Source organism: Ruegeria sp. BE10 (assembly GCF_056538905.1).
Genome location: NZ_JBQFTX010000011.1, coordinates 92,292 through 109,926, shown reverse-complemented (window position 1 = coordinate 109,926; position 17,635 = coordinate 92,292). Strand labels below are relative to the sequence as shown.

Annotated in this window: 21 protein-coding genes; 9 read left to right on the top strand and 12 right to left on the bottom strand. The window is 57.2% G+C overall.

The features are described 5' to 3' along the window. Positions 1 to 36 precede the first annotated feature (36 nt). From ACR0M2_RS19770 to ACR0M2_RS19755, 4 genes are all read right to left on the bottom strand, one after another. Positions 37 to 2,715 carry a sensor histidine kinase gene (locus ACR0M2_RS19770; protein ID WP_170553944.1) on the bottom strand — a complete coding sequence of 893 codons (2,679 nt, stop codon included), beginning with the start codon at positions 2,713 to 2,715 and terminating at the stop codon, positions 37 to 39. Then, positions 2,715 to 3,017 carry a hypothetical protein gene (locus tag ACR0M2_RS19765; RefSeq protein WP_170351332.1) on the bottom strand — a complete coding sequence of 101 codons (303 nt, stop codon included), beginning with the start codon at positions 3,015 to 3,017 and terminating at the stop codon, positions 2,715 to 2,717. The genes ACR0M2_RS19770 and ACR0M2_RS19765 overlap by 1 nt, the downstream gene beginning before the upstream one ends. Continuing rightward, entirely contained in the window at positions 3,014 to 3,394 is a 381-nt protein-coding gene (locus ACR0M2_RS19760) for a response regulator transcription factor (RefSeq protein ID WP_170379195.1), read from the bottom strand. The genes ACR0M2_RS19765 and ACR0M2_RS19760 overlap by 4 nt, the downstream gene beginning before the upstream one ends. Before the next feature lie 75 nt (positions 3,395 to 3,469). Then, positions 3,470 to 4,765, bottom strand: a complete 1,296-nt coding sequence (locus ACR0M2_RS19755) for a helix-turn-helix transcriptional regulator (RefSeq protein WP_170379193.1) — start codon at positions 4,763 to 4,765, stop codon at positions 3,470 to 3,472. A 206-nt stretch (positions 4,766 to 4,971) separates the two neighbouring features. Between ACR0M2_RS19755 and ACR0M2_RS19750 the strand changes: the two genes are divergently transcribed. From ACR0M2_RS19750 to aat, 4 genes are all read left to right on the top strand, one after another. Beyond that, positions 4,972 to 5,508 (top strand): LuxR C-terminal-related transcriptional regulator, encoded by a 537-nt coding sequence (locus tag ACR0M2_RS19750; protein WP_170379191.1) that lies wholly within the window; start codon positions 4,972 to 4,974, stop codon positions 5,506 to 5,508. Between the two features lie 151 nt (positions 5,509 to 5,659). Continuing rightward, on the top strand, positions 5,660 to 6,163 hold the full coding sequence (gene accB / locus ACR0M2_RS19745; protein ID WP_170351336.1) for an acetyl-CoA carboxylase biotin carboxyl carrier protein: 504 nt from the start codon (positions 5,660 to 5,662) through the stop codon (positions 6,161 to 6,163). Positions 6,164 to 6,172: 9 nt separating this feature from the next. Continuing rightward, positions 6,173 to 7,522 carry an acetyl-CoA carboxylase biotin carboxylase subunit gene (accC, locus tag ACR0M2_RS19740; protein WP_480706750.1) on the top strand — a complete coding sequence of 450 codons (1,350 nt, stop codon included), beginning with the start codon at positions 6,173 to 6,175 and terminating at the stop codon, positions 7,520 to 7,522. Positions 7,523 to 7,570: 48 nt separating this feature from the next. Continuing rightward, positions 7,571 to 8,203, top strand: coding sequence for a leucyl/phenylalanyl-tRNA--protein transferase (gene aat, locus ACR0M2_RS19735; protein ID WP_170379189.1), 633 nt, complete (start codon positions 7,571 to 7,573; stop codon positions 8,201 to 8,203). Here aat and ACR0M2_RS19730 read toward each other — a convergent pair. The 6 genes from ACR0M2_RS19730 to ACR0M2_RS19705 form a co-directional block, all read right to left on the bottom strand. Beyond that, on the bottom strand, positions 8,158 to 8,526 hold the full coding sequence (locus tag ACR0M2_RS19730) for a DUF2155 domain-containing protein (RefSeq protein ID WP_480649098.1): 369 nt from the start codon (positions 8,524 to 8,526) through the stop codon (positions 8,158 to 8,160). The genes aat and ACR0M2_RS19730 overlap by 46 nt on opposite strands. Then, positions 8,523 to 8,975: an outer membrane lipid asymmetry maintenance protein MlaD gene (gene mlaD / locus ACR0M2_RS19725; protein ID WP_170516969.1), complete on the bottom strand. Its 453-nt coding sequence runs from the start codon at positions 8,973 to 8,975 to the stop codon at positions 8,523 to 8,525. Before mlaD ends, ACR0M2_RS19730 begins: the two co-directional genes overlap by 4 nt. Positions 8,976 to 8,987: 12 nt before the next feature. Further along, positions 8,988 to 9,371 (bottom strand): NADH:ubiquinone oxidoreductase subunit NDUFA12, encoded by a 384-nt coding sequence (locus tag ACR0M2_RS19720; protein ID WP_170362565.1) that lies wholly within the window; start codon positions 9,369 to 9,371, stop codon positions 8,988 to 8,990. Positions 9,372 to 9,450: 79 nt separating this feature from the next. After that, on the bottom strand, positions 9,451 to 9,813 hold the full coding sequence (locus ACR0M2_RS19715; RefSeq protein WP_170362564.1) for a RidA family protein: 363 nt from the start codon (positions 9,811 to 9,813) through the stop codon (positions 9,451 to 9,453). Positions 9,814 to 9,875: 62 nt separating this feature from the next. Then, entirely contained in the window at positions 9,876 to 11,141 is a 1,266-nt protein-coding gene (gene clpX, locus ACR0M2_RS19710; protein WP_170507477.1) for an ATP-dependent Clp protease ATP-binding subunit ClpX, read from the bottom strand. 134 nt (positions 11,142 to 11,275) lie between these two features. Next, complete coding sequence (locus ACR0M2_RS19705) at positions 11,276 to 11,908, bottom strand: ATP-dependent Clp protease proteolytic subunit (protein ID WP_058282412.1); 633 nt, start codon at positions 11,906 to 11,908, stop codon at positions 11,276 to 11,278. Positions 11,909 to 12,218: 310 nt separating this feature from the next. Between ACR0M2_RS19705 and ACR0M2_RS19700 the strand changes: the two genes are divergently transcribed. Continuing rightward, positions 12,219 to 12,560: an ArsR/SmtB family transcription factor gene (locus tag ACR0M2_RS19700; RefSeq protein WP_170351344.1), complete on the top strand. Its 342-nt coding sequence runs from the start codon at positions 12,219 to 12,221 to the stop codon at positions 12,558 to 12,560. Positions 12,561 to 12,572: 12 nt separating this feature from the next. On the opposite strand, the gene ACR0M2_RS19695 is transcribed toward ACR0M2_RS19700, so the two are convergent. Next, positions 12,573 to 13,625, bottom strand: a complete 1,053-nt coding sequence (locus ACR0M2_RS19695; protein ID WP_480706747.1) for a zinc ABC transporter substrate-binding protein — start codon at positions 13,623 to 13,625, stop codon at positions 12,573 to 12,575. A 95-nt stretch (positions 13,626 to 13,720) separates the two neighbouring features. Between ACR0M2_RS19695 and ACR0M2_RS19690 the strand changes: the two genes are divergently transcribed. The 4 genes from ACR0M2_RS19690 to ACR0M2_RS19675 all read left to right on the top strand — a co-directional run bounded on the left by ACR0M2_RS19690 (position 13,721) and on the right by ACR0M2_RS19675 (position 15,953). Further along, positions 13,721 to 14,200, top strand: coding sequence for a Fur family transcriptional regulator (locus ACR0M2_RS19690; protein ID WP_170362560.1), 480 nt, complete (start codon positions 13,721 to 13,723; stop codon positions 14,198 to 14,200). Between the two features lie 26 nt (positions 14,201 to 14,226). Next, entirely contained in the window at positions 14,227 to 14,946 is a 720-nt protein-coding gene (locus ACR0M2_RS19685; RefSeq protein ID WP_480706767.1) for an ATP-binding cassette domain-containing protein, read from the top strand. Beyond that, positions 14,946 to 15,740 carry a metal ABC transporter permease gene (locus ACR0M2_RS19680; RefSeq protein ID WP_480706746.1) on the top strand — a complete coding sequence of 265 codons (795 nt, stop codon included), beginning with the start codon at positions 14,946 to 14,948 and terminating at the stop codon, positions 15,738 to 15,740. The genes ACR0M2_RS19685 and ACR0M2_RS19680 overlap by 1 nt, the downstream gene beginning before the upstream one ends. Positions 15,741 to 15,815: 75 nt before the next feature. After that, the gene (locus ACR0M2_RS19675; RefSeq protein ID WP_082643663.1) at positions 15,816 to 15,953 is read left to right on the top strand and encodes an entericidin A/B family lipoprotein; all 138 of its coding nucleotides are present in this window, start codon (positions 15,816 to 15,818) and stop codon (positions 15,951 to 15,953) included. 1,110 nt (positions 15,954 to 17,063) lie between these two features. Here ACR0M2_RS19675 and ACR0M2_RS19670 read toward each other — a convergent pair. Continuing rightward, positions 17,064 to 17,513 (bottom strand): hypothetical protein, encoded by a 450-nt coding sequence (locus ACR0M2_RS19670; RefSeq protein ID WP_170414398.1) that lies wholly within the window; start codon positions 17,511 to 17,513, stop codon positions 17,064 to 17,066. Between the last annotated feature and the right edge of the window lie 122 nt (positions 17,514 to 17,635).

Here is a 17,635-nt window from a genome sequence, read left to right as displayed (position 1 = left end):
AAACCCATGCTGGTTACGAATGTCTTTACAAGCACATCACTGCGCGGCCTGCCGATAGGCCAGTGGCAACCGAACTCGGAAGGCCGCCCCGCCCTGACCGGGCAGATAGGTGATTTCACCCCCCAGGCGCTGCATAATCTCGCGGCAGATCGCCAAACCCAACCCGGCACCCCCGGCCTTGTCGACGCCAACACGGGCGAATTTTTCGAACACCATCGAGCGCGCCTCGGGCGGGATGCCACTGCCGTTATCGGCAAAATCAATCACAACTTGCCCACCAACATCATGCGCCGAGATTGTCAGTTCGGGCTCGTCAGCATCACAATATTTCTGAGCATTGGAAATCAAATTGATGAACACCTGCCCCAGCCGATCCAGATCGGTTAACAGCGGGATACGCTCGGACGCTTTCGCGCGTTTGACGGTCAGTGTTTGCCCGGTTCCGGCCAATGCACTGGACACCGCCCGATCCAGAACCGAGCGAAGCGTATCCCCGCCCACGTTCAGGCTGACCTGTCCGCTTTCCAGCACGCTAAGATCAAGTAGGTCATCCAACAATCGCGTCAGGCGCAAAGCTTCGTCATGAATGATCGCGGCGTAACGCGTCTGTTCCTCGGGGCTCAGCCCGTCGGTATCGCGCATGATCTCGGAAAACGCGCGGATCGAGGTCATGGGTGTGCGCAACTCATGGCTGACCTGGCTAAGGAAACTATCCTTCTGTTCCGAGATTTGCGTGAGCTTGGTGTTTGCCTCGCGCAATTGCCGCGCGGTGCGGGACAGCTCGGCGGATTTGACCTCCAGTTGGCTGGAATATTCCAGCAACTGCGCGGATTCGTCGGCCACCGCCAACAGGTCTTCGACCGAAACGGATGATCCCCCGACGATCTGGCCAATCATCGCATGCGCTGTGGCCGCACCGACAGAGCCGCTGAGTTCCCGTTCCAGACGTTCCAGAAAGGCGGGCGTGGGTTCCGGCAGGCTAGAGCGACCACCCTGCTGTTCTGCCTCGGCATGAAAGAAGTCTTGCGCCGGGCCCGCCCCCAATATCCGCTGGGTCATGATCATCAAATCTTCGCTCTGGGCCACCGATCCCGTCCAGCCGCGCGGCGCGACCGAATGGTCGAAAACGTTAACGAATTGCGCCCCTTGCAGGCGTTCCAACGGGCTGGGAACGCTTAGCAACGATGCAACACAGAACGCCACCGTATTCAGGGACAGTGACCACATTACGGTGTGTACCATCGGGTCCATACCTTCGATCCCAAACAGGGCCTGCGGGCGCAGCCAACCCCACCCGAAGGGCCCGTTTTGAACGACCGTTTCGGGTATCAACGCCCCACTCATCCCCGGCAACAGCAGTGTGTATATCCAAAGCAGGAAACCTACTGTCAGCCCCACCAGCGCGCCGGTCCGCGTAGCACCGCGCCAGAACAGACCGCCGACTAGTGCGGGCAGGATCTGAGAAATCCCGGCAAAGGCCACCAATCCGATTGACGCCAAAGCCGCGCCGCCACCGGACAGGCGGTAGTAAAAGAAACCCAGCGCCATGATGACAGCGATCGACACCCGCCGTGCCATCAGAACGACATTCCGAACGTCACCCGAAACCGAGCCGGACCCTTCCTGCGTGCTAAGCCAGATCGGCATGACCAAGTGGTTTGACACCATGGTCGACAGCGCCATTGCGGTAACGATGACCATCGATGTGGCCGAAGAGAAGCCGCCGATAAAGGACAACATCGCCAACCAATCATTGCCCTGAGACAAGGGTACAGTCAGGACAAACAGATCGGGATTTGACCCTTCGGGCATCAGGTCCAGACCAACGACCGCGATCGGCACCACAAAAAGGCTCATCAACAGCAGATACAGCGGAAAGGCCCAGGCGGCGGTCCTCAGGTGCCCTTCATCCGCGTTTTCAACCACCATCACCTGAAACATACGCGGCAGGCAGATAAAAGCCGCGGCAGAGAGGAAAATAAACGTTGTCCAGCGCCCCGCATCCACATTCCACTGACCGATCTCAGAGGCGTCGATCCGATCCATCATCGGCCCCACGCCCCCCGCAACGCCCCAGACCACAAAGGCACCAACCGCCAAAAGCGCGAACAGCTTGACCACGGATTCCAATGCGATGGCCGTCACTACTCCGTGGTGCCGTTCATTGGCATCCAGGTTCCGGGTACCAAACAGGATCGCAAAGATGGCCAACCCTGCAGCAACCCAGAAAACGCTGGCACCTTCGCGATACAGCCCCGAGGGGTCAGCCTCGGCAAAGATAGAAAATGACAGGGTAATGGATTGCAGTTGCAACGCGATGTAGGGGGTTCCGCCTAGCACAGCCAGAATGGTCACACAGATCGCCAGTGTATTGGATTTGCCATAGCGTGAAGAAATCAGGTCAGCGATCGAGGTCACCCGCTGACTGCGCCCGACCCGCACCAGTTTGCGCAGTCCCCACCACCAACCGACCATCACCAGCGTTGGCCCCAGGTAAATGGTCACGAATTCTAACCCCGACCGCGCGGCGTTGCCCACGGCGCCATAAAACGTCCAAGCCGTACAATAGATCGACAGCGACAGTGTGTAGATCAGCGGAGATCGCAGCCAAGCCCCCCGCCCGGCCGCCGCCATCCGATCCGCGGCAAAAGCGACCCCGAACAGCAGAACAACATAGGCAAGGCAAACCAGAATAAGGACGTTCAGCGTGGCCATCAATCCGTCTCGGGCTCGGAATCGTCCGGAATGGCCATACGCCGGGCAGCAAAGCCAAACACTAGGCTGGCAACAATCAGGCCCGCCCAGCAGGCAAAGATGTAAAAGATCGCTGAGGACAGAGGCACCCCTTCCGGCGCGCCCGGCTCATCTGGCCACAGTAACGGAATGGCCAGCAGCGCCGCCCCTAAAAACGGCAACAGGCGCGCGGCGTCTGACAGCCTGCGCCGGCGATAACTCTGTCGCTCAAGAAAAAGCGAAGGCCGAACCCCCGAGGGCGGCCGGTCTTCGCCTGTGCTCATGACTGTGTCGCCTGCGCATGCAGGTCGCGCACTGCCGTCAGCATCTCGGTATTGGAAAACGGCTTGGTCATGAAGCGGCTGACACCGGCGTTTTCGGCCATTTCGCGATCTCGGGACTGGCCGCGGGCTGTCAGCATCAAAACCGGAAGGCCCTGCATATCCTCAAGCTCACGCAAGTCGCGTAGAATCTCCATCCCACTTTTGCCCGGCAACATCACGTCCAGAATGACCAGATCCGGGCTTGCCCCCTGAATGACCTGCAACGCGTCCGCGCCTTCGGCATGGGTTTCCACCTGCCAACCCTCACGCGTCAGCAGAAACCGAATGGCCTCGGCGATGTTGGGCTCATCCTCAATTAACAGAACCTTACGGCTCATTATCTGTCCTCCCCGTGACGGGCTACAAACTGGCAGACCCGTCTCCGACAGCTTACGCGCAGTGTCAGGAAACTGTCAAAAACCTTCGCTCAGAATTGACGGTTCGCGCCGCGACTTGCAGTCGCTGTGCGGGCAGACCCTGCAACTGGGCCCAACCCGGGCCACGGCCTGTTCGTCATGCGCCACGTCTTCGACCGAGCGTACCAGCATCACCGAGCGATAAACTGGCCCCTCGTCGTACCCGGAAACGGATTGCGGCCAGGCATAGGCATAACAGTCGAAGACAGCGGCCGTCCGACCAAGCTGTACAATGCGTTGCCGAATGGGCACCAAGGGCCTGTTCAGGGCCTGAAACAACGGCCACAGGGGGCAGGCTTCGCCAAAACGCGGCATAGCAAAGCCGGGGACGGATTTGTTGAACAGAATGCTGCCGGATGCGTCACACACCACCAGACCCGTCGGGCGGCCCAGATACCCGTCCGGCAGGGCCGCCAACCGACGCAGCACCGTCGCAAGATCCACCGAAAACCGGGACGCCAATTGCAGCGGGTTCAACGCAGATTCTGCCAAAGCCGCTTGCACATCCTCTAGCGGCATGGCCCGGGCATCTGCAGCATAGATGTCAAGAAAGTCTCGTGTCAGGGATTTGGCTGTCGCCGAATCCAGATCGCTCAGATCAATTTCAGCGCCGGGCCCACCCTGTTCGATCTGCGGGAAATGATGCCCGTTGGCGTCGAAAAACGCCTCGACATCCTCCAGCGGAACGCCCCGATGATCCCCGGCGGAATCGCTTTCATCAAGGTAAGCCACAAGCGATTTCGAGCTATCCGCCAAGCGTTCCGCATCCTGATGCAGGTTGCTGTGAAACCGGTCCCGCCATTCTGGTTCGATTTCCTGCGTGTCTGCCAGAATAGCCGCGGTTGAACGAATCGCAGCAGCGGTTGACAAGACCTCGTGCATGGACGCCGCCAGATGGGGATCATGAGTCAACCTGTCGGATAAGGTTTCGACTGTGCGCTCCAACGACACCACACGCCGATGCATCTGGGCCAGTACACCCGCCCATCCAGGGAACCGGCCCGCGAATTCTTCTAACCCGTCCAGTTCAGCCTGTTGACCAACGGCATCAGCCGCCGCCTCGCGTAGCGCGGCAATCAATGTGGCTTCGATCCCCTGTGTCAGCACCGAAGGTTCCACCGCCAGCACCGTCGCTATATTGACCAGCAACTTGCCACCGATCCGGCGGCGGTTGTGTTCGATAAGATTAAGGTAAGATGCCGATATCCCGACCCGCCGCGCCAGCTCAGCCTGGCGCATCCCGGCGATCTGACGCCTTTCCCGAATGCGACTGCCTGTCAGCGTATCGCGCATACCCTTACCCCTATCTTATACGAACTTATTAAGTCATTTCTTGAGGATGTTTTCAAAACTTGTTGTTCTTTTCTATTAGTTATGCGCAAATTTTCAAAACCACTTTACAAATTTAACACACCTGCACGCCGCATCGTTCACCAGCTATGATCAGAATCTGCGTACAGCCCCTTCTCATTTCACCCAATTCCCGGCACGATAGCTGGATGAGCGACCCCGCCTTTGAATATGCACCAATCGGATTAGTCGAATTAGAAAACCGGATTATCCGGCGCTGCAACCTGCAGTTCGCCCGCACCTTTGGCGGCGAGGTTGCGGATTATCGGAACATGCCTCTGTTGCATCTGTACCCCTCGGTCGCCGATTGGGAGCGCATAGGCGCACGCAGCCTGCAGGTGATGCGCGACACCGGGTATTACACGGATGAGCGGGTCATGCGGAGGCGCAACAGCGATCTGTTCTGGTGCCGTGCCCGCGGGCGCTCGTTAACACCGGACGATCCGTTCCGACATGGCATCTGGAGCTTTTCCGACATCTCGGAAGAACGTCCCCTGGTCGAACTGACTGTTCGCGAGCGTGAGGTTGCCATCATGTCTTGCCGTGGCCTGTCCGCAAAGGAAATCGGGGGTGAATTGGGCCTTAGTTATCGGACGATCGAAGCCTATCGCGCGCGCCTGCTTGAGAAATTCGGGGCACGCAAACTACCCGAATTGGTGGCGAAACTTTCAGGAATGCCACTGTAGCCCCTTTCCCCCCGGGGAAACTTGGGTAAAACCCTTATCTGTCAGGCCGAGACTGCGCTTTTCATGGCCGGGCGCTTGGCTTATAACGCTGCGTAATTAGACCAAAGCCCGCAGGAACAGACGGGCCAAAGGGGAACCGTCGAGGACACTCATGACAGACACCAAACACGAAGCGGATGTGGCATTCATCAAGGCACTGGCTGAATTGCTGCGCGAAAACGATCTGACCGAATTGCAGGTCAAACGCGAATATGGCGAAGAAGACAGCCTGAACGTGCGCGTCAGCCGCATGAACCAGGTCGCCGCTGCTCCGGTTCAGGTTGCCGTTCCTGCCGCAGCCCCGGCCGCGCCCGTTGCTGCCCCTGCCGCCGCGCCTGCAGCAGCCGAAGCCCCCGCCGCACAGGAAGATCCGGCCAGCCACCCCGGCGCCGTAACCTCGCCCATGGTCGGCACCGTGTATATGCAAGCTGAACCGGGCGCACCTGCGTTCATTTCGGTCGGCGCGTCGGTGTCCGAAGGCGACACGCTGCTGATCGTCGAAGCGATGAAAACCATGAACCATATCCACGCGCCCAAAGCAGGCACCATCAAGCGTATTCTGGTTGGTGATGGTGACGCTGTAGAATTCGGCACCCCTCTGGTCATCGTTGAGTAAGGCGGGCCCATGTTCGATAAAATCCTGATTGCCAACCGAGGCGAGATCGCCCTGCGCGTCATCCGCGCAGCGCGCGAGATGGGGATTAAGACGGTCGCCGTGCATTCAACCGCTGACAGCGACGCGATGCATGTGCGCATGGCGGACGAATCCGTATGTATCGGCCCTCCGCCCAGCCCGCAGAGCTATCTTTCGATGCCCGCGATCATCTCGGCCTGTGAAATCACCGGCGCACAGGCGATCCACCCCGGTTACGGCTTCCTGTCCGAGAATGCCGAGTTCGTGCAGATCGTCGAAGATCACGGCATCACCTTTATTGGCCCCACCGCGGAACATATCCGCATCATGGGCGACAAGATCACCGCCAAAGACACGATGAAACAACTGGGTGTGCCCTGCGTTCCCGGTTCGGATGGTGGTGTGCCTGACCTGGCAACCGCTAAAAAGATCGGCGAAGATTTCGGCTATCCCGTTATCATCAAAGCCACCGCAGGTGGCGGTGGGCGCGGCATGAAGGTCGCGATGAACGCCGATGAGATGGAAAGCGCATTCATGACCGCACGGGCCGAGGGCAAAGCCGCCTTTGGCAATGACGAGGTCTATATTGAGAAATACCTGACCACGCCGCGCCACATCGAAATTCAAGTGTTTGGCGATGGCAAAGGCAAAGCGGTTCATCTGGGCGAACGCGACTGTTCGCTGCAGCGTCGCCACCAGAAGGTGTTTGAAGAGGCCCCTGGCCCCTGCATCACGCCAGAGGAACGCGCCAAGATCGGCAAGGTCTGTGCCGACGCCGTGGCCAAAATCAACTATATCGGCGCGGGTACCATCGAGTTCCTGTACGAAAACGGTGAGTTCTATTTCATCGAGATGAACACCCGTCTTCAGGTTGAACACCCGGTAACCGAAGGGATCTTTGGCGTCGACCTGGTGCGGGAACAGATCCTCGTGGCTGCCGGTGAAGACATGTCGTTCGGTCAGGACGATCTGGAAATCAATGGCCACGCCATCGAAGTTCGGATCAATGCTGAAAAACTGCCCAACTTCTCACCCTGCCCGGGCAAGATCACGGCCTATCATGCGCCCGGCGGATTGGGCGTGCGGATGGATTCAGCGCTTTATGATGGTTACTCAATCCCGCCCTATTACGACTCGCTGATTGCCAAACTGATCGTACAGGGCCGCGATCGGGCCGAGGCACTGGCGCGTCTGGAACGCGCATTGGGCGAACTGATCGTGGACGGCATTGATACCACTGTGCCGCTGTTTCACGACCTCCTGCAGGAACCCGATATTCACAGCGGCACCTACAACATCCACTGGTTGGAACGCTGGCTTGCTGAGAATATGCTTGACTAACCCACTGGGGGCGAAGGGCTGCAATCCTTCGCCCTTCGAGCATTCCGCATGAGCCTTTCCCCGGAACTCTTACTACACGGCTATTCCATCGGAATTTTTCCGATGGCTGAAAACCGCGACGCACCAGAATTGTTCTGGGTTGATCCCAAGTTCCGCGGAGTCTTTCCCTTGGATGGATTTCACGTCTCGCGCAGTCTGGCACGCCGCATCCGAAATTGCGGGTTCTCTGTCACCATAGATCAGGAATTTACCGGGGTGGTCGACGGCTGCGCAGATCGCGCCGACACCTGGATCAATGCCGAACTTCGCGAGCTGTACATACAAGTTCATCAGTCAGGCTATGCGCATTCTCTGGAAGTTTGGGAAAAGGATCAATTGGTTGGCGGTGTTTACGGCGTTACATTGGGGGCTGCATTCTTTGGGGAAAGCATGTTCTCACGCCGAACAGATGCGTCAAAAATCGCGCTGGCCTATCTGGTGGACCGACTGCGCCAAACCGGGTTTCGGCTGTTTGATACGCAGTTTCTGACAACTCATCTGGCGTCCTTGGGTGCAATCGAAATTCCGCGCTCGCAATACCGTCAGGAATTGGACGAGGCATTGAACGCCAACGCAGATTTTACCACGCCTTTGGTTCAGTCGCCCGAGGGTGTAATACAGCGGATCACCCAGACGTCATAGCGTGCATGATCCAGCGCGTTCAGGGCTGGAGACGTTGCAATCATCCAGCCGTCAAACAATTGATCCGACTTACCTTTTTCCCAGATCGTCAAATAGGCAAACGCATCACCTGTCGGGTTATCGACAGGATAGCGGCAATCCCCCAATGCAACATCCAGACCGAATACCTCTCCGGTCTGACCGTTTTGCATTTCGACATCGACGGTTTGGCCGCTGACTTTGTCCAGGCCCCGCAGGATTGCTCCGGGGGCGGATTGAACCTTTTCCTGAGCTGATGCGCCAGAGGCGACCAGCAGTGCAGCGATCAGGGCGAAACGCCTCATTCGCCGCCATCCCCGGCCACGAATTTGACCAGTAGTGAGATCAGGCTCACCGCGCCTTGGGTATCTTCGACCTGATCGCCCGGCTCGAAATAGAATGGCGAACCACCGGGCATCACCTCAACGAAATTGCCGCCCAGCAGCCCTTCGGAAGAGATCACGATGGCGCTGTCATCAGGCACCAGAATACCGTCCCGGATCGTGAATGTCGTGTCGGCACGATAGGTGTCTGCGTTTAGTGTAACACCGGTTACCGTGCCGATCTTGACCCCGGCCAGACGTACATCCGTGCCGACACCGACACCTTCCAGCGACCGGAAGGAAGCCCCCAGTTGATACCCTTCACCGCCTTGCGACAGACCGGTGGATTGGCTTGCATAGACGCCGAAGGCAACGGCACAGGCCAATACGGCCCCGCCGACAAGAACTTCGGTCACATTATAAGTAGACATTGCTCGCCTCGTTTATTCCGGGCTCCAGGCCTCATAATCTTTGCGCTCGATCGGGTCTTGCCGACGCAGAGATCCCGCGGGTGCATAAGCCAGTGCGGTACCCGTCAGGTTTTCTTGATGGGGCTTTTCCCAGGATTTGTGCTGTAACGGTTTGTCGGTTGGCGGCTCGTCCCAGGTACGGTGCAGCCAACCGTGCCAATCCGGATCGATCCGGCTCGCCTCGGCTTCGCCGTTGAAAATCACCCAGCGCTTACTGTCATCGGCGTTTTGGTAGAACACGTTGCCTTCGTTGTCCTCACCGACCTTGACGCCCTTGCGCGCGGTATAAATCTGCGTGTTCAGAGTGGCCCCGTTCCACCAGGTTACGGCCCGCAATAGCGTGTTCAGGATTCCCATCGGCTGCCTCCGGTATTTCTGTCCCCGCAGATATGGACCAAAGGCACGCCAAGGTCCAGTGTCACAAAGGCTGCACTCACTATTCCGGCAAATAAGCCGTTACTTCGATTTCGATCCGGAATTTCGGATCAATCAAACCGCATTCGATCATGGATGTGGCCGGAGGGTTTTCTCCGAAATACTCTCGCAAAATCGGCCAGCAGGGTTCAAATTCGGCACGGTCCGGTAGCATGTATGTTACGCGAACAACATCAGCAAAGCTGGCCCCAGCCTCGCTCAGGGCTTTTTCGATTGTCACCAGTGCTGCACGACATTGTTGGGTCACATCATCGCCCTGCCCGACCGTCCCAGCCACATGAACCCAGCCACCGGCTACCACCGCACGGCAGTAGCCTATTTTGGCTTCGAATTCTCCGCCCGAGGAGATACGTTTGATCGTCATGATGCCTCCAAAAGAAAACGGCGCGGTCCATGCCGCGCCGTGTTTGCTAATTCGTTTTGAACTTAACCGGCCGAGGCCGATTCCGCCGCGTCCGCGTAGATAATCAGCGGCTGCTTGTCGGACGACACAGCCTCTTCGTTGACCACAACCTCAGTCACGTTTTTCATGCCGGGCAGTTCGAACATCGTGTCCAGTAGGATATCTTCGAGGATCGAGCGCAGACCCCGCGCACCGGTTTTCCGTTCGATGGCCTTCTTGGCAATCGATTTCAGCGCATCGTCGGTAAACGCCAGTTCGGCATCTTCCAGTTCGAACAGGCGCTGATATTGCTTCACCAGAGCGTTCTTGGGCTTGGTCAGAATGGTAACCAGCGCGTCCTCATCCAGATCTTCCAGCGTTGCCAAAACCGGCAGACGACCGACAAATTCCGGGATCAGACCGAATTTCAGCAGATCTTCGGGCTCCAGATCTTTGAAAATCTCGCCCACACCGCGTTCATCATTGTCACGTACGTCAGCACCAAAGCCCATGGCCGAGCCCTTGCCACGTTGCGCGATGATCTTGTCCAGGCCCGCAAACGCACCACCGCAAATGAACAGGATATTCGTCGTATCCACCTGCAGGAATTCCTGCTGCGGATGCTTACGACCACCTTGCGGCGGAACACTGGCCACGGTGCCTTCCATCAGTTTCAGCAGCGCCTGCTGAACGCCTTCGCCCGACACATCGCGCGTGATCGAGGGGTTTTCGGACTTGCGTGTGATCTTGTCGACTTCATCGATATATACGATGCCGCGCTGCGCGCGTTCGACATTGTATTCGCTGGCTTGCAGCAGTTTGAGAATGATATTCTCGACATCCTCACCCACGTAACCGGCTTCGGTCAGCGTGGTGGCATCTGCCATGGTGAACGGCACGTCCAGAATCCGAGCCAATGTCTGCGCCAGCAAGGTCTTACCGCAACCGGTTGGGCCGATCAGAAGGATGTTGGATTTCGCCAACTCAATATCGCCACCCGCCTTTTGGGCGTGGTTCAGACGCTTGTAGTGGTTGTGAACCGCAACCGACAGAACCCGTTTGGCCGTCGCCTGACCGATCACATAGTCGTCCAGAACCTCGCAGATATCTTTCGGTGTCGGAACCCCGTCCGAGGACTTCAGACCGCTGGCCTTGGTTTCCTCGCGGATGATGTCCATGCACAGTTCGACGCATTCATCGCAGATAAACACGGTCGGTCCGGCAATCAGCTTGCGCACCTCATGCTGGCTCTTGCCGCAGAAGCTACAGTAGAGCGTGTTCTTGCCGTCACCGCCTGAATTCGTCGCCATGTTCTACCTTTCGGGCTTCGTCCCTGCGGCCCATCCTGAACCGCGCTTGCCACCTGTTGGTGCAGCTTAGGCCAGCACCGAGACGGCTACAATCTCAAAATGCGCCCCCGCACCACCGGCCCGGGGGCTTAAACTCAGGCCTCGTCGCCGTCCATTTTGGCGCGATTTTCAACGATTTCGTCGATGTGACCCCAATCTTTCGCCTCTTCCGGGCTCATGAAATTGTCACGATCAAGTGCTTTTTCAACTGCCTTTTTGGTCTGGCCCGTATGACGCACGTATATGTCATAAAGGCGATCCTTCAGTTTCTGTGTCTCGGCTGCGTGAATCATGATGTCGCTGGCCTGACCCTGATACCCGCCGCTGGGCTGGTGGACCATGATGCGGCTGTTGGGTAGCGAGAACCGCATACCTTTTTCGCCCCCAGCCAGCAAAACCGACCCCATCGAGGCCGCCTGACCGATTACCAATGTCGAACATTTCGGCTTGATATACTGCATTGTGTCGTAAATCGACAAACCCGAGGTCACCACTCCACCTGGCGAGTTGATGTAGATCGAGATCTCTTTGCTGGGGTTTTCCGCCTCAAGATGCAGCAGCTGCGCCACGACAAGATGGCTCATCCCGTCATGGATCGGGCCGTTGATGAAGATGATCCGCTCTTTCAAAAGGCGCGAGAAAATATCGTAGGCCCGTTCGCCCCGGCTGGTCTGTTCGACCACCATTGGGACGAGCGTATTCATATAGGTATCAACTGGATCGAACATTCTGAACCTGCCTGCTTTGCTATGGATCGGGACATTACCCGAAGAAACGTTACCCGAGTCTTAGTGTCGCCATCGGGGGGCTGCAAGGGGGACCGGATACTTCACCCCCTATCGCCGTGTTTTAAGGCCCAATCCCGCTGTCGCCAAAGTTATCGCGGTGATGTCCATCAAATCTCATCGCTGTCACATCACATCATTTTGATCCGTGCATATGGAAATACATGATCATAATATGTAACCAAACATAACGCGTATCGGATCCGCTCAAAACAACACCCACCCCGCTTACGCGTAGAAAAGGAAACAAACGATGGCCCTTCCCCAGCTTTCGCAAAATATGCCTCCCGAGTCGTTCGACAAGATGGTTAACAACGCGACGCGCGCGTCGAATTTCCTGAAAGCCATCAGCCATGAGGGTCGCCTGATGATCCTGTGCCACCTGGTGTCTGGCGAAAAATCCGTGACCGAATTGGAAGAATTGTTATCGGCGCGTCAGGCTGCCGTGTCCCAGCAATTGTCGCGCCTGCGCCTTGAGGGGCTGGTGACGCCCCGCCGCGAGGGCAAGGCGATCTATTACCGTCTGGCGGATGACCGCCCGCGCCGCATGCTGGAACTTGTCTACGACATGTTCTGTGGCGAGGAAAAAGGCTGAACCTTCAGCCTTTTACGATCCGTTGGCACAGGCCTGATAACCGTCGACCAATGCGCGCAGCAAATCCGTATATTGATCTGCGCCAGGGTTAAGGGCCACGCCGATCGGATCCAGATGATAGATTGCGGCGCCCGTTCCCTCAATCGCAGTTTTCACCAAACGAGTGTCGTATTGCGGTTCCGCAAAGGCGCAGACGATCTGATCTTCGGTGACTTTTTCTTGCAGGGCGGCCAGACGAGCGGGTCCCGGCGCCGAGGCGTCGCCCAAGCTGACGGATCCAGAGGTTTCCAAGCCAAAGCGCTTTTCGAAATACTGATAGGCATCATGGAATGTGATGAAGCTGCGTGCCTGCATGCCGCTTAAGTCAGCAGCTATCTCATCCTGCAAGCCAGCCAGTTCGGCATCGGCGGTCTGTGCATTGTCTCGATACTGTTGCGCGTTTTCCGGATCAGCGGTCGCCAGAGATTCCGCGATTACCTGAATCCAAACCCGTGCATTTTCGGGGTCCAACCAGGCATGCGGATCAATTCCGTCATGGTCATGACCGTGATCGTCGTGGCCTGCGTGCCCTTCTTCGTGGTCGTCGTGGCCTTCATGTTTGTCTTCGGCATGATCGTCATGACCATCATGATCGTCGTGGTCGTCATGATCAGAATGGTCGTCATGCTTGGCGTGGTCATCGTGATCATCATGATGATCCTCTTCATGACCCTCTTCGGTAACATCGCGAAAATCGTACAGAACTGTTCCATCTGTATCCAGCAAAGTCACAAGCTGCGCATCCTCGGACAATGCACTCAGCGGCTTGGCCATCCAGGGAGTCAGCTCTTCGCCGACCCAGAACACCACATCCGCCGATTGCAATGCACGCGCCTGAGAAGGCCGCATCGCGTTGCTGTGCGGCGAAGCACCCGGCGGGATGATCAGATCTGGCGATCCTACCCCATCCATGACGCGTGCCACCAAGGAATGAACCGGAGCAATATCAGTGACGACCTTTGGGGCTTCGGCTGCAGCTTGACCTGCCAATCCGACACCAATTACATAAAGGGAAAAACGGATCATGCGCACTCCAAGATGATATGTTATCACATTCTTCAGGCACTTGATAAGCCTGGTGTTATAACATATCAAGCAGAAAATACCCGGAGCGCATAACCATGAGTACAGTTGGCTTCAGACAACATGACCACACGCATTGCGTTCACACAGCCCTGGCTCAGGCCGACGCAAAGTGCAAAGCGCAGCGCCTGCAATTCACACCGGTCAGGCGCCGCGTACTTGAGATTCTGCTGGAAAAACATCGGGCAATGGGTGCCTACGACATCCTCAGCGTCCTGTCCGCCGAGGGGATGGGTTCGCAACCGCCCGTGGCTTATCGCGCACTGGATTTTCTGGTGCAGAACGGGTTTGTCCACCGGATCGAACAACTGAACGCCTATACCGCCTGCGCCCACCCGACCCATGACCATATTCCGGCCTTCCTGATCTGCCGATCCTGCAAAGCTGTAGCCGAAACTGAAACCGAGCTGACGCAGGGGCGTTTAGGCGCTGCGGCCAGCACCTCGGGGTTTCGGATCGAGCGGGTTGTGGTCGAAGCCGAAGGTCTGTGCCCCGAATGCATTGGGGATCAACCGTGACAAAAACGCTGATCTCTCTGAAGGACATGTCCATTCGCGTGGATGGCCGAACCATTCTTGAACATGTGAACGCCTCGGTTTCCGAAGGCGAGATCGTCACGATTGTCGGACCAAACGGATCGGGTAAATCGACCCTTCTGCGCGCGATGATTGGTGCGGTCTCTCCTGCCCAAGGCACAGTGAAACGCGCGTCAGGCCTGCGTATCGGTTATGTGCCCCAGAAACTGGCGCTTGATGCGGCCCTGCCGATGACAGTCCAGCGGTTTCTAGGTCTTCCCAAGCGCATCTCGGCCCGCGACGCCGTCAATGCATTAGACATTGCCGGGGTCCCCGACCTTCGCAGCAGACAGATGACGAAACTGTCCGGCGGCCAGTTTCAACGCGTTCTTCTGGCGCGTGCTTTGCTGGAAAATCCGCAACTGCTGCTATTGGACGAGGCGACACAAGGGCTTGATCAACCCGGTGCGGCTGCGTTCTACCAACGGATTGAACAGGTTCGCCGCGATTTGGGCTGCGCGGTCGTGATGGTCAGCCACGACCTGCATGTGGTCATGGCGGCCTCGGACCGAGTGCTGTGTCTGAACGGACATATTTGCTGTGAAGGTTCGCCCAACACTGTCGCTGACGCACCTGAATACCGGGCATTGTTCGGCAGCGGCACCAAGGGCACCATGGCTTTGTATCAACATAAGCACAGCCATTCCCACCATCACGATCACCATCACGCACAGGACAATACCAACTGATGCTGGACGATTTTATGGTACGCGCCGCCCTTGCAGGGGTTGGCGTTGCAATTGCGGCGGCCCCTCTGGGTTGTTTCGTGGTTTGGCGTCGCATGGCTTATCTGGGCGAGGCGACCGCGCATGCCTCGGTTTTGGGGGTTGCGCTGGCGCTTGCGTTTTCGCTGCCATTCCTGCCTGCTATTGTCGCTGCCGCTTTGGCCATGGGTCTGACCGTGACGCTGCTGCGTGGTAAGGGTTTTGCCATGGACACGTTGCTGGGCGTCATCGCCCATACTGCACTGGCAGCCGGATTGGTCACCGTAGCCTTGTTGGCGGATGTCCGACTGGATCTGAACGCCTTTTTGTTCGGCGACATCCTAGCCGTCACAAAAACCGATTTGACGACAATCTGGGTTGGCGGCACATTGATCCTTGCCCTAATGATCTGGAGGTGGTCGGCCTTGTTGGTGGCCACGCTCAACCCGGACCTGGCCTACGCCTCAGATATCGACCCAAAGCGCGAAGAAATGTGGCTGACCGTTGCCATGGCTCTGGTCGTGGCCGTTGCAATCAAGGTGGTTGGCGTTCTTTTGATCGCAGCCTTGCTGGTAATCCCTGCAGCGGGTGCGCGGTCTTTGGTCAGAACACCCGAAGCCATGGCGTTCTACGCCGCGATCATGGGCTCAGTGGCCGCATTGGGCGGGCTGTGGGGCGCGTATCTGGCCGACACGCCAGCCGGGCCCAGCATCGTTTGTGCGGCGGCTTTGATCTTTGTTGCAACCGCGCTGTTTGGCCCGTTGATCCGCAAAGAATAATACGGGACCCAAAGCTCTGGTTTCGTTCGGGAAAAACTGCTACGCAACACATAACTGACACAAATGGAGAAACCGATGACCCGTGCAATTCTGATTGGCCTGGCCCTGTTCACCCTCACCGCTTGTGAAACCGCAAAGGGTGCTGGCAAAGACATCGAGAAAGCAGGCGACGCGATTCAAGGCGCGGCCACGGACGTGCAGGAAAACCTGTAAACCACTCCATTTATTGGTGGGTCGAGGCAGGAACCGCAACATATAGTTGATACCGGCCACGATCCACAGTAAACTGCGGATCACAGGTGCATAGACGCGGTATTGCATTTCTGACAACACGACGGGGTTCTTGTGTACACACAAGAACCCCGTTCCCTTTTTTAAAGGGGATAGAGTGGCAGTCTGTTTCAAGCCAATGTCCGGCAAAAGGAAAAGGCGTCAGGTGCGCAGACGCGGTCCATGCATGCATCCTTGCGGATGCTCCTGACGCCTTGCCGGGTCGACACGTCCGAGGAACGTCCCGAGCCAGTTGCCCCAGCCCCCTAAAGGGCCAAAGCCGCTGCGTCGTACCTGCTGGCACTACACAGCACGCGCCGACCTTCTGAGAGGGTAATCGCCTGATCCAAATTCGAAACCTAGATCAGCCATTTGCCCACCGGTAAATCATTGCAACGAAAAACAAATCCTAAAATCCGCTCTCATCGCTCTGACCCCCTGGCCTTTGCGCCCCGCTCAGGTTCCGAAGAACCGTTGCAGTAATCAGACTGTTACATTCAGGCCTGTCTCGAACAAGAAAATAGCACTGCAGCATGAAAATTAGACGGGGATAAGATGTTGATATGTGCCGGGAAACTTATGTGGATAACTCTGGAAACATCGAAGTGCCACTGGCTTGGCGGTGGAAAAACAAAATCATCCGACAATAACGCAATTTTGCAGTCTTTCTGCGAGCGCAAAGGCCATTAATCGGTCAAATTGGTTAAAACCGTGAGATTCTCTGATCCCCAGAGGCAAGTTTCCAAGAATCGATCCCACTTTTCGCAGCGGACATAATGTGAGTTTTGGGTCGAGCGCCATTGCCCACTTTCTGCAATACCGCGCTGAAGGATCGCGAAGCCCGGCTGGCCTGTACCGAGGAACGCCGCTATTGGGCATAGACCAATCCGAGCCCTGTCGCAGGTGGCACCATCACCGCCCGACCCGCCCCCTCACCGAGGGGATCATAGTTCCGCTTTTTGAGAAGCGCTCCGACCCGATCAGGATTACCTATTACGTGCTGCAACAAACCGCAGCCAGTACCCCCTACAGACCGATCGGGCCAGAAACGCTTCAGTTCACCTGACGTTCCAGAACGGTGCTGTAAGTCGTTCCGTTACGCAGGCTACGGAAATCCGCATAGATCTTTCCATCTTCGTACCGGGCGTCGATCAACGCGTTTGCGCCGATGATCATGGGCGAGGTTTCGATGATCCCGATACTTCCCGAACCGTCCAGGCTGATGGTGCCAGTGGCCTCATTTTCGGTCCACTCGGCATCGCCTTCGCGACGCCATTTGCTGGGACCCCAGAACACGTTGTCTTCCTGAATCTGGACATCCAGCATCCATTCAGCCTGATTGAACCTGGGCTCATCGCCGCGTTGATAATGGCTTGGTGAAACGGTTGTGTACGAGCCCAACCAGGTGCCGCGCAGATCCGGCGCGGTATCGGCCAGCGCGGCCGTTCCAAGGGTGAGGGTCGTGGCCAGAGCGGCTGCTCCGGCAGTCATGTATCTGGTCATTGGCTCTCTCCTTCTGTCGGGCCGATGCTGGCCTGCTCTACAGATTGGAAAGGCGCGATCCAGTTACAACTTACCTGAGGGAAACTTCATGATTGGTTCATGGACCCCTTAGACATCCACAG

What these genes read in the sequence shown, in the direction of transcription:
- ACR0M2_RS19755 (WP_170379193.1), bottom strand. Translation starts at nt 4,765, where the DNA reads ATGCGCGATACGCTGACAGGCAGTCGCATTCGGGAAAGGCGTCAGATC.
- ACR0M2_RS19685 (WP_480706767.1), top strand. Translation starts at nt 14,227, where the DNA reads ATGTCCATTCGCGTGGATGGCCGAACCATTCTTGAACATGTGAACGCC.
- accC (WP_480706750.1), top strand. Translation starts at nt 6,173, where the DNA reads ATGTTCGATAAAATCCTGATTGCCAACCGAGGCGAGATCGCCCTGCGC.
- ACR0M2_RS19720 (WP_170362565.1), bottom strand. Translation starts at nt 9,371, where the DNA reads ATGGGAATCCTGAACACGCTATTGCGGGCCGTAACCTGGTGGAACGGG.
- ACR0M2_RS19730 (WP_480649098.1), bottom strand. Translation starts at nt 8,526, where the DNA reads ATGAGGCGTTTCGCCCTGATCGCTGCACTGCTGGTCGCCTCTGGCGCA.
- clpX (WP_170507477.1), bottom strand. Translation starts at nt 11,141, where the DNA reads ATGGCGACGAATTCAGGCGGTGACGGCAAGAACACGCTCTACTGTAGC.
- aat (WP_170379189.1), top strand. Translation starts at nt 7,571, where the DNA reads ATGAGCCTTTCCCCGGAACTCTTACTACACGGCTATTCCATCGGAATT.
- ACR0M2_RS19760 (WP_170379195.1), bottom strand. Translation starts at nt 3,394, where the DNA reads ATGAGCCGTAAGGTTCTGTTAATTGAGGATGAGCCCAACATCGCCGAG.
- ACR0M2_RS19750 (WP_170379191.1), top strand. Translation starts at nt 4,972, where the DNA reads ATGAGCGACCCCGCCTTTGAATATGCACCAATCGGATTAGTCGAATTA.
- ACR0M2_RS19770 (WP_170553944.1), bottom strand. Translation starts at nt 2,715, where the DNA reads ATGGCCACGCTGAACGTCCTTATTCTGGTTTGCCTTGCCTATGTTGTT.
- ACR0M2_RS19695 (WP_480706747.1), bottom strand. Translation starts at nt 13,625, where the DNA reads ATGATCCGTTTTTCCCTTTATGTAATTGGTGTCGGATTGGCAGGTCAA.
- ACR0M2_RS19700 (WP_170351344.1), top strand. Translation starts at nt 12,219, where the DNA reads ATGGCCCTTCCCCAGCTTTCGCAAAATATGCCTCCCGAGTCGTTCGAC.
- ACR0M2_RS19680 (WP_480706746.1), top strand. Translation starts at nt 14,946, where the DNA reads ATGCTGGACGATTTTATGGTACGCGCCGCCCTTGCAGGGGTTGGCGTT.
- ACR0M2_RS19715 (WP_170362564.1), bottom strand. Translation starts at nt 9,813, where the DNA reads ATGACGATCAAACGTATCTCCTCGGGCGGAGAATTCGAAGCCAAAATA.
- ACR0M2_RS19675 (WP_082643663.1), top strand. Translation starts at nt 15,816, where the DNA reads ATGACCCGTGCAATTCTGATTGGCCTGGCCCTGTTCACCCTCACCGCT.
- ACR0M2_RS19690 (WP_170362560.1), top strand. Translation starts at nt 13,721, where the DNA reads ATGAGTACAGTTGGCTTCAGACAACATGACCACACGCATTGCGTTCAC.
- ACR0M2_RS19670 (WP_170414398.1), bottom strand. Translation starts at nt 17,513, where the DNA reads ATGACCAGATACATGACTGCCGGAGCAGCCGCTCTGGCCACGACCCTC.
- mlaD (WP_170516969.1), bottom strand. Translation starts at nt 8,975, where the DNA reads ATGTCTACTTATAATGTGACCGAAGTTCTTGTCGGCGGGGCCGTATTG.
- ACR0M2_RS19765 (WP_170351332.1), bottom strand. Translation starts at nt 3,017, where the DNA reads ATGAGCACAGGCGAAGACCGGCCGCCCTCGGGGGTTCGGCCTTCGCTT.
- ACR0M2_RS19705 (WP_058282412.1), bottom strand. Translation starts at nt 11,908, where the DNA reads ATGTTCGATCCAGTTGATACCTATATGAATACGCTCGTCCCAATGGTG.
- accB (WP_170351336.1), top strand. Translation starts at nt 5,660, where the DNA reads ATGACAGACACCAAACACGAAGCGGATGTGGCATTCATCAAGGCACTG.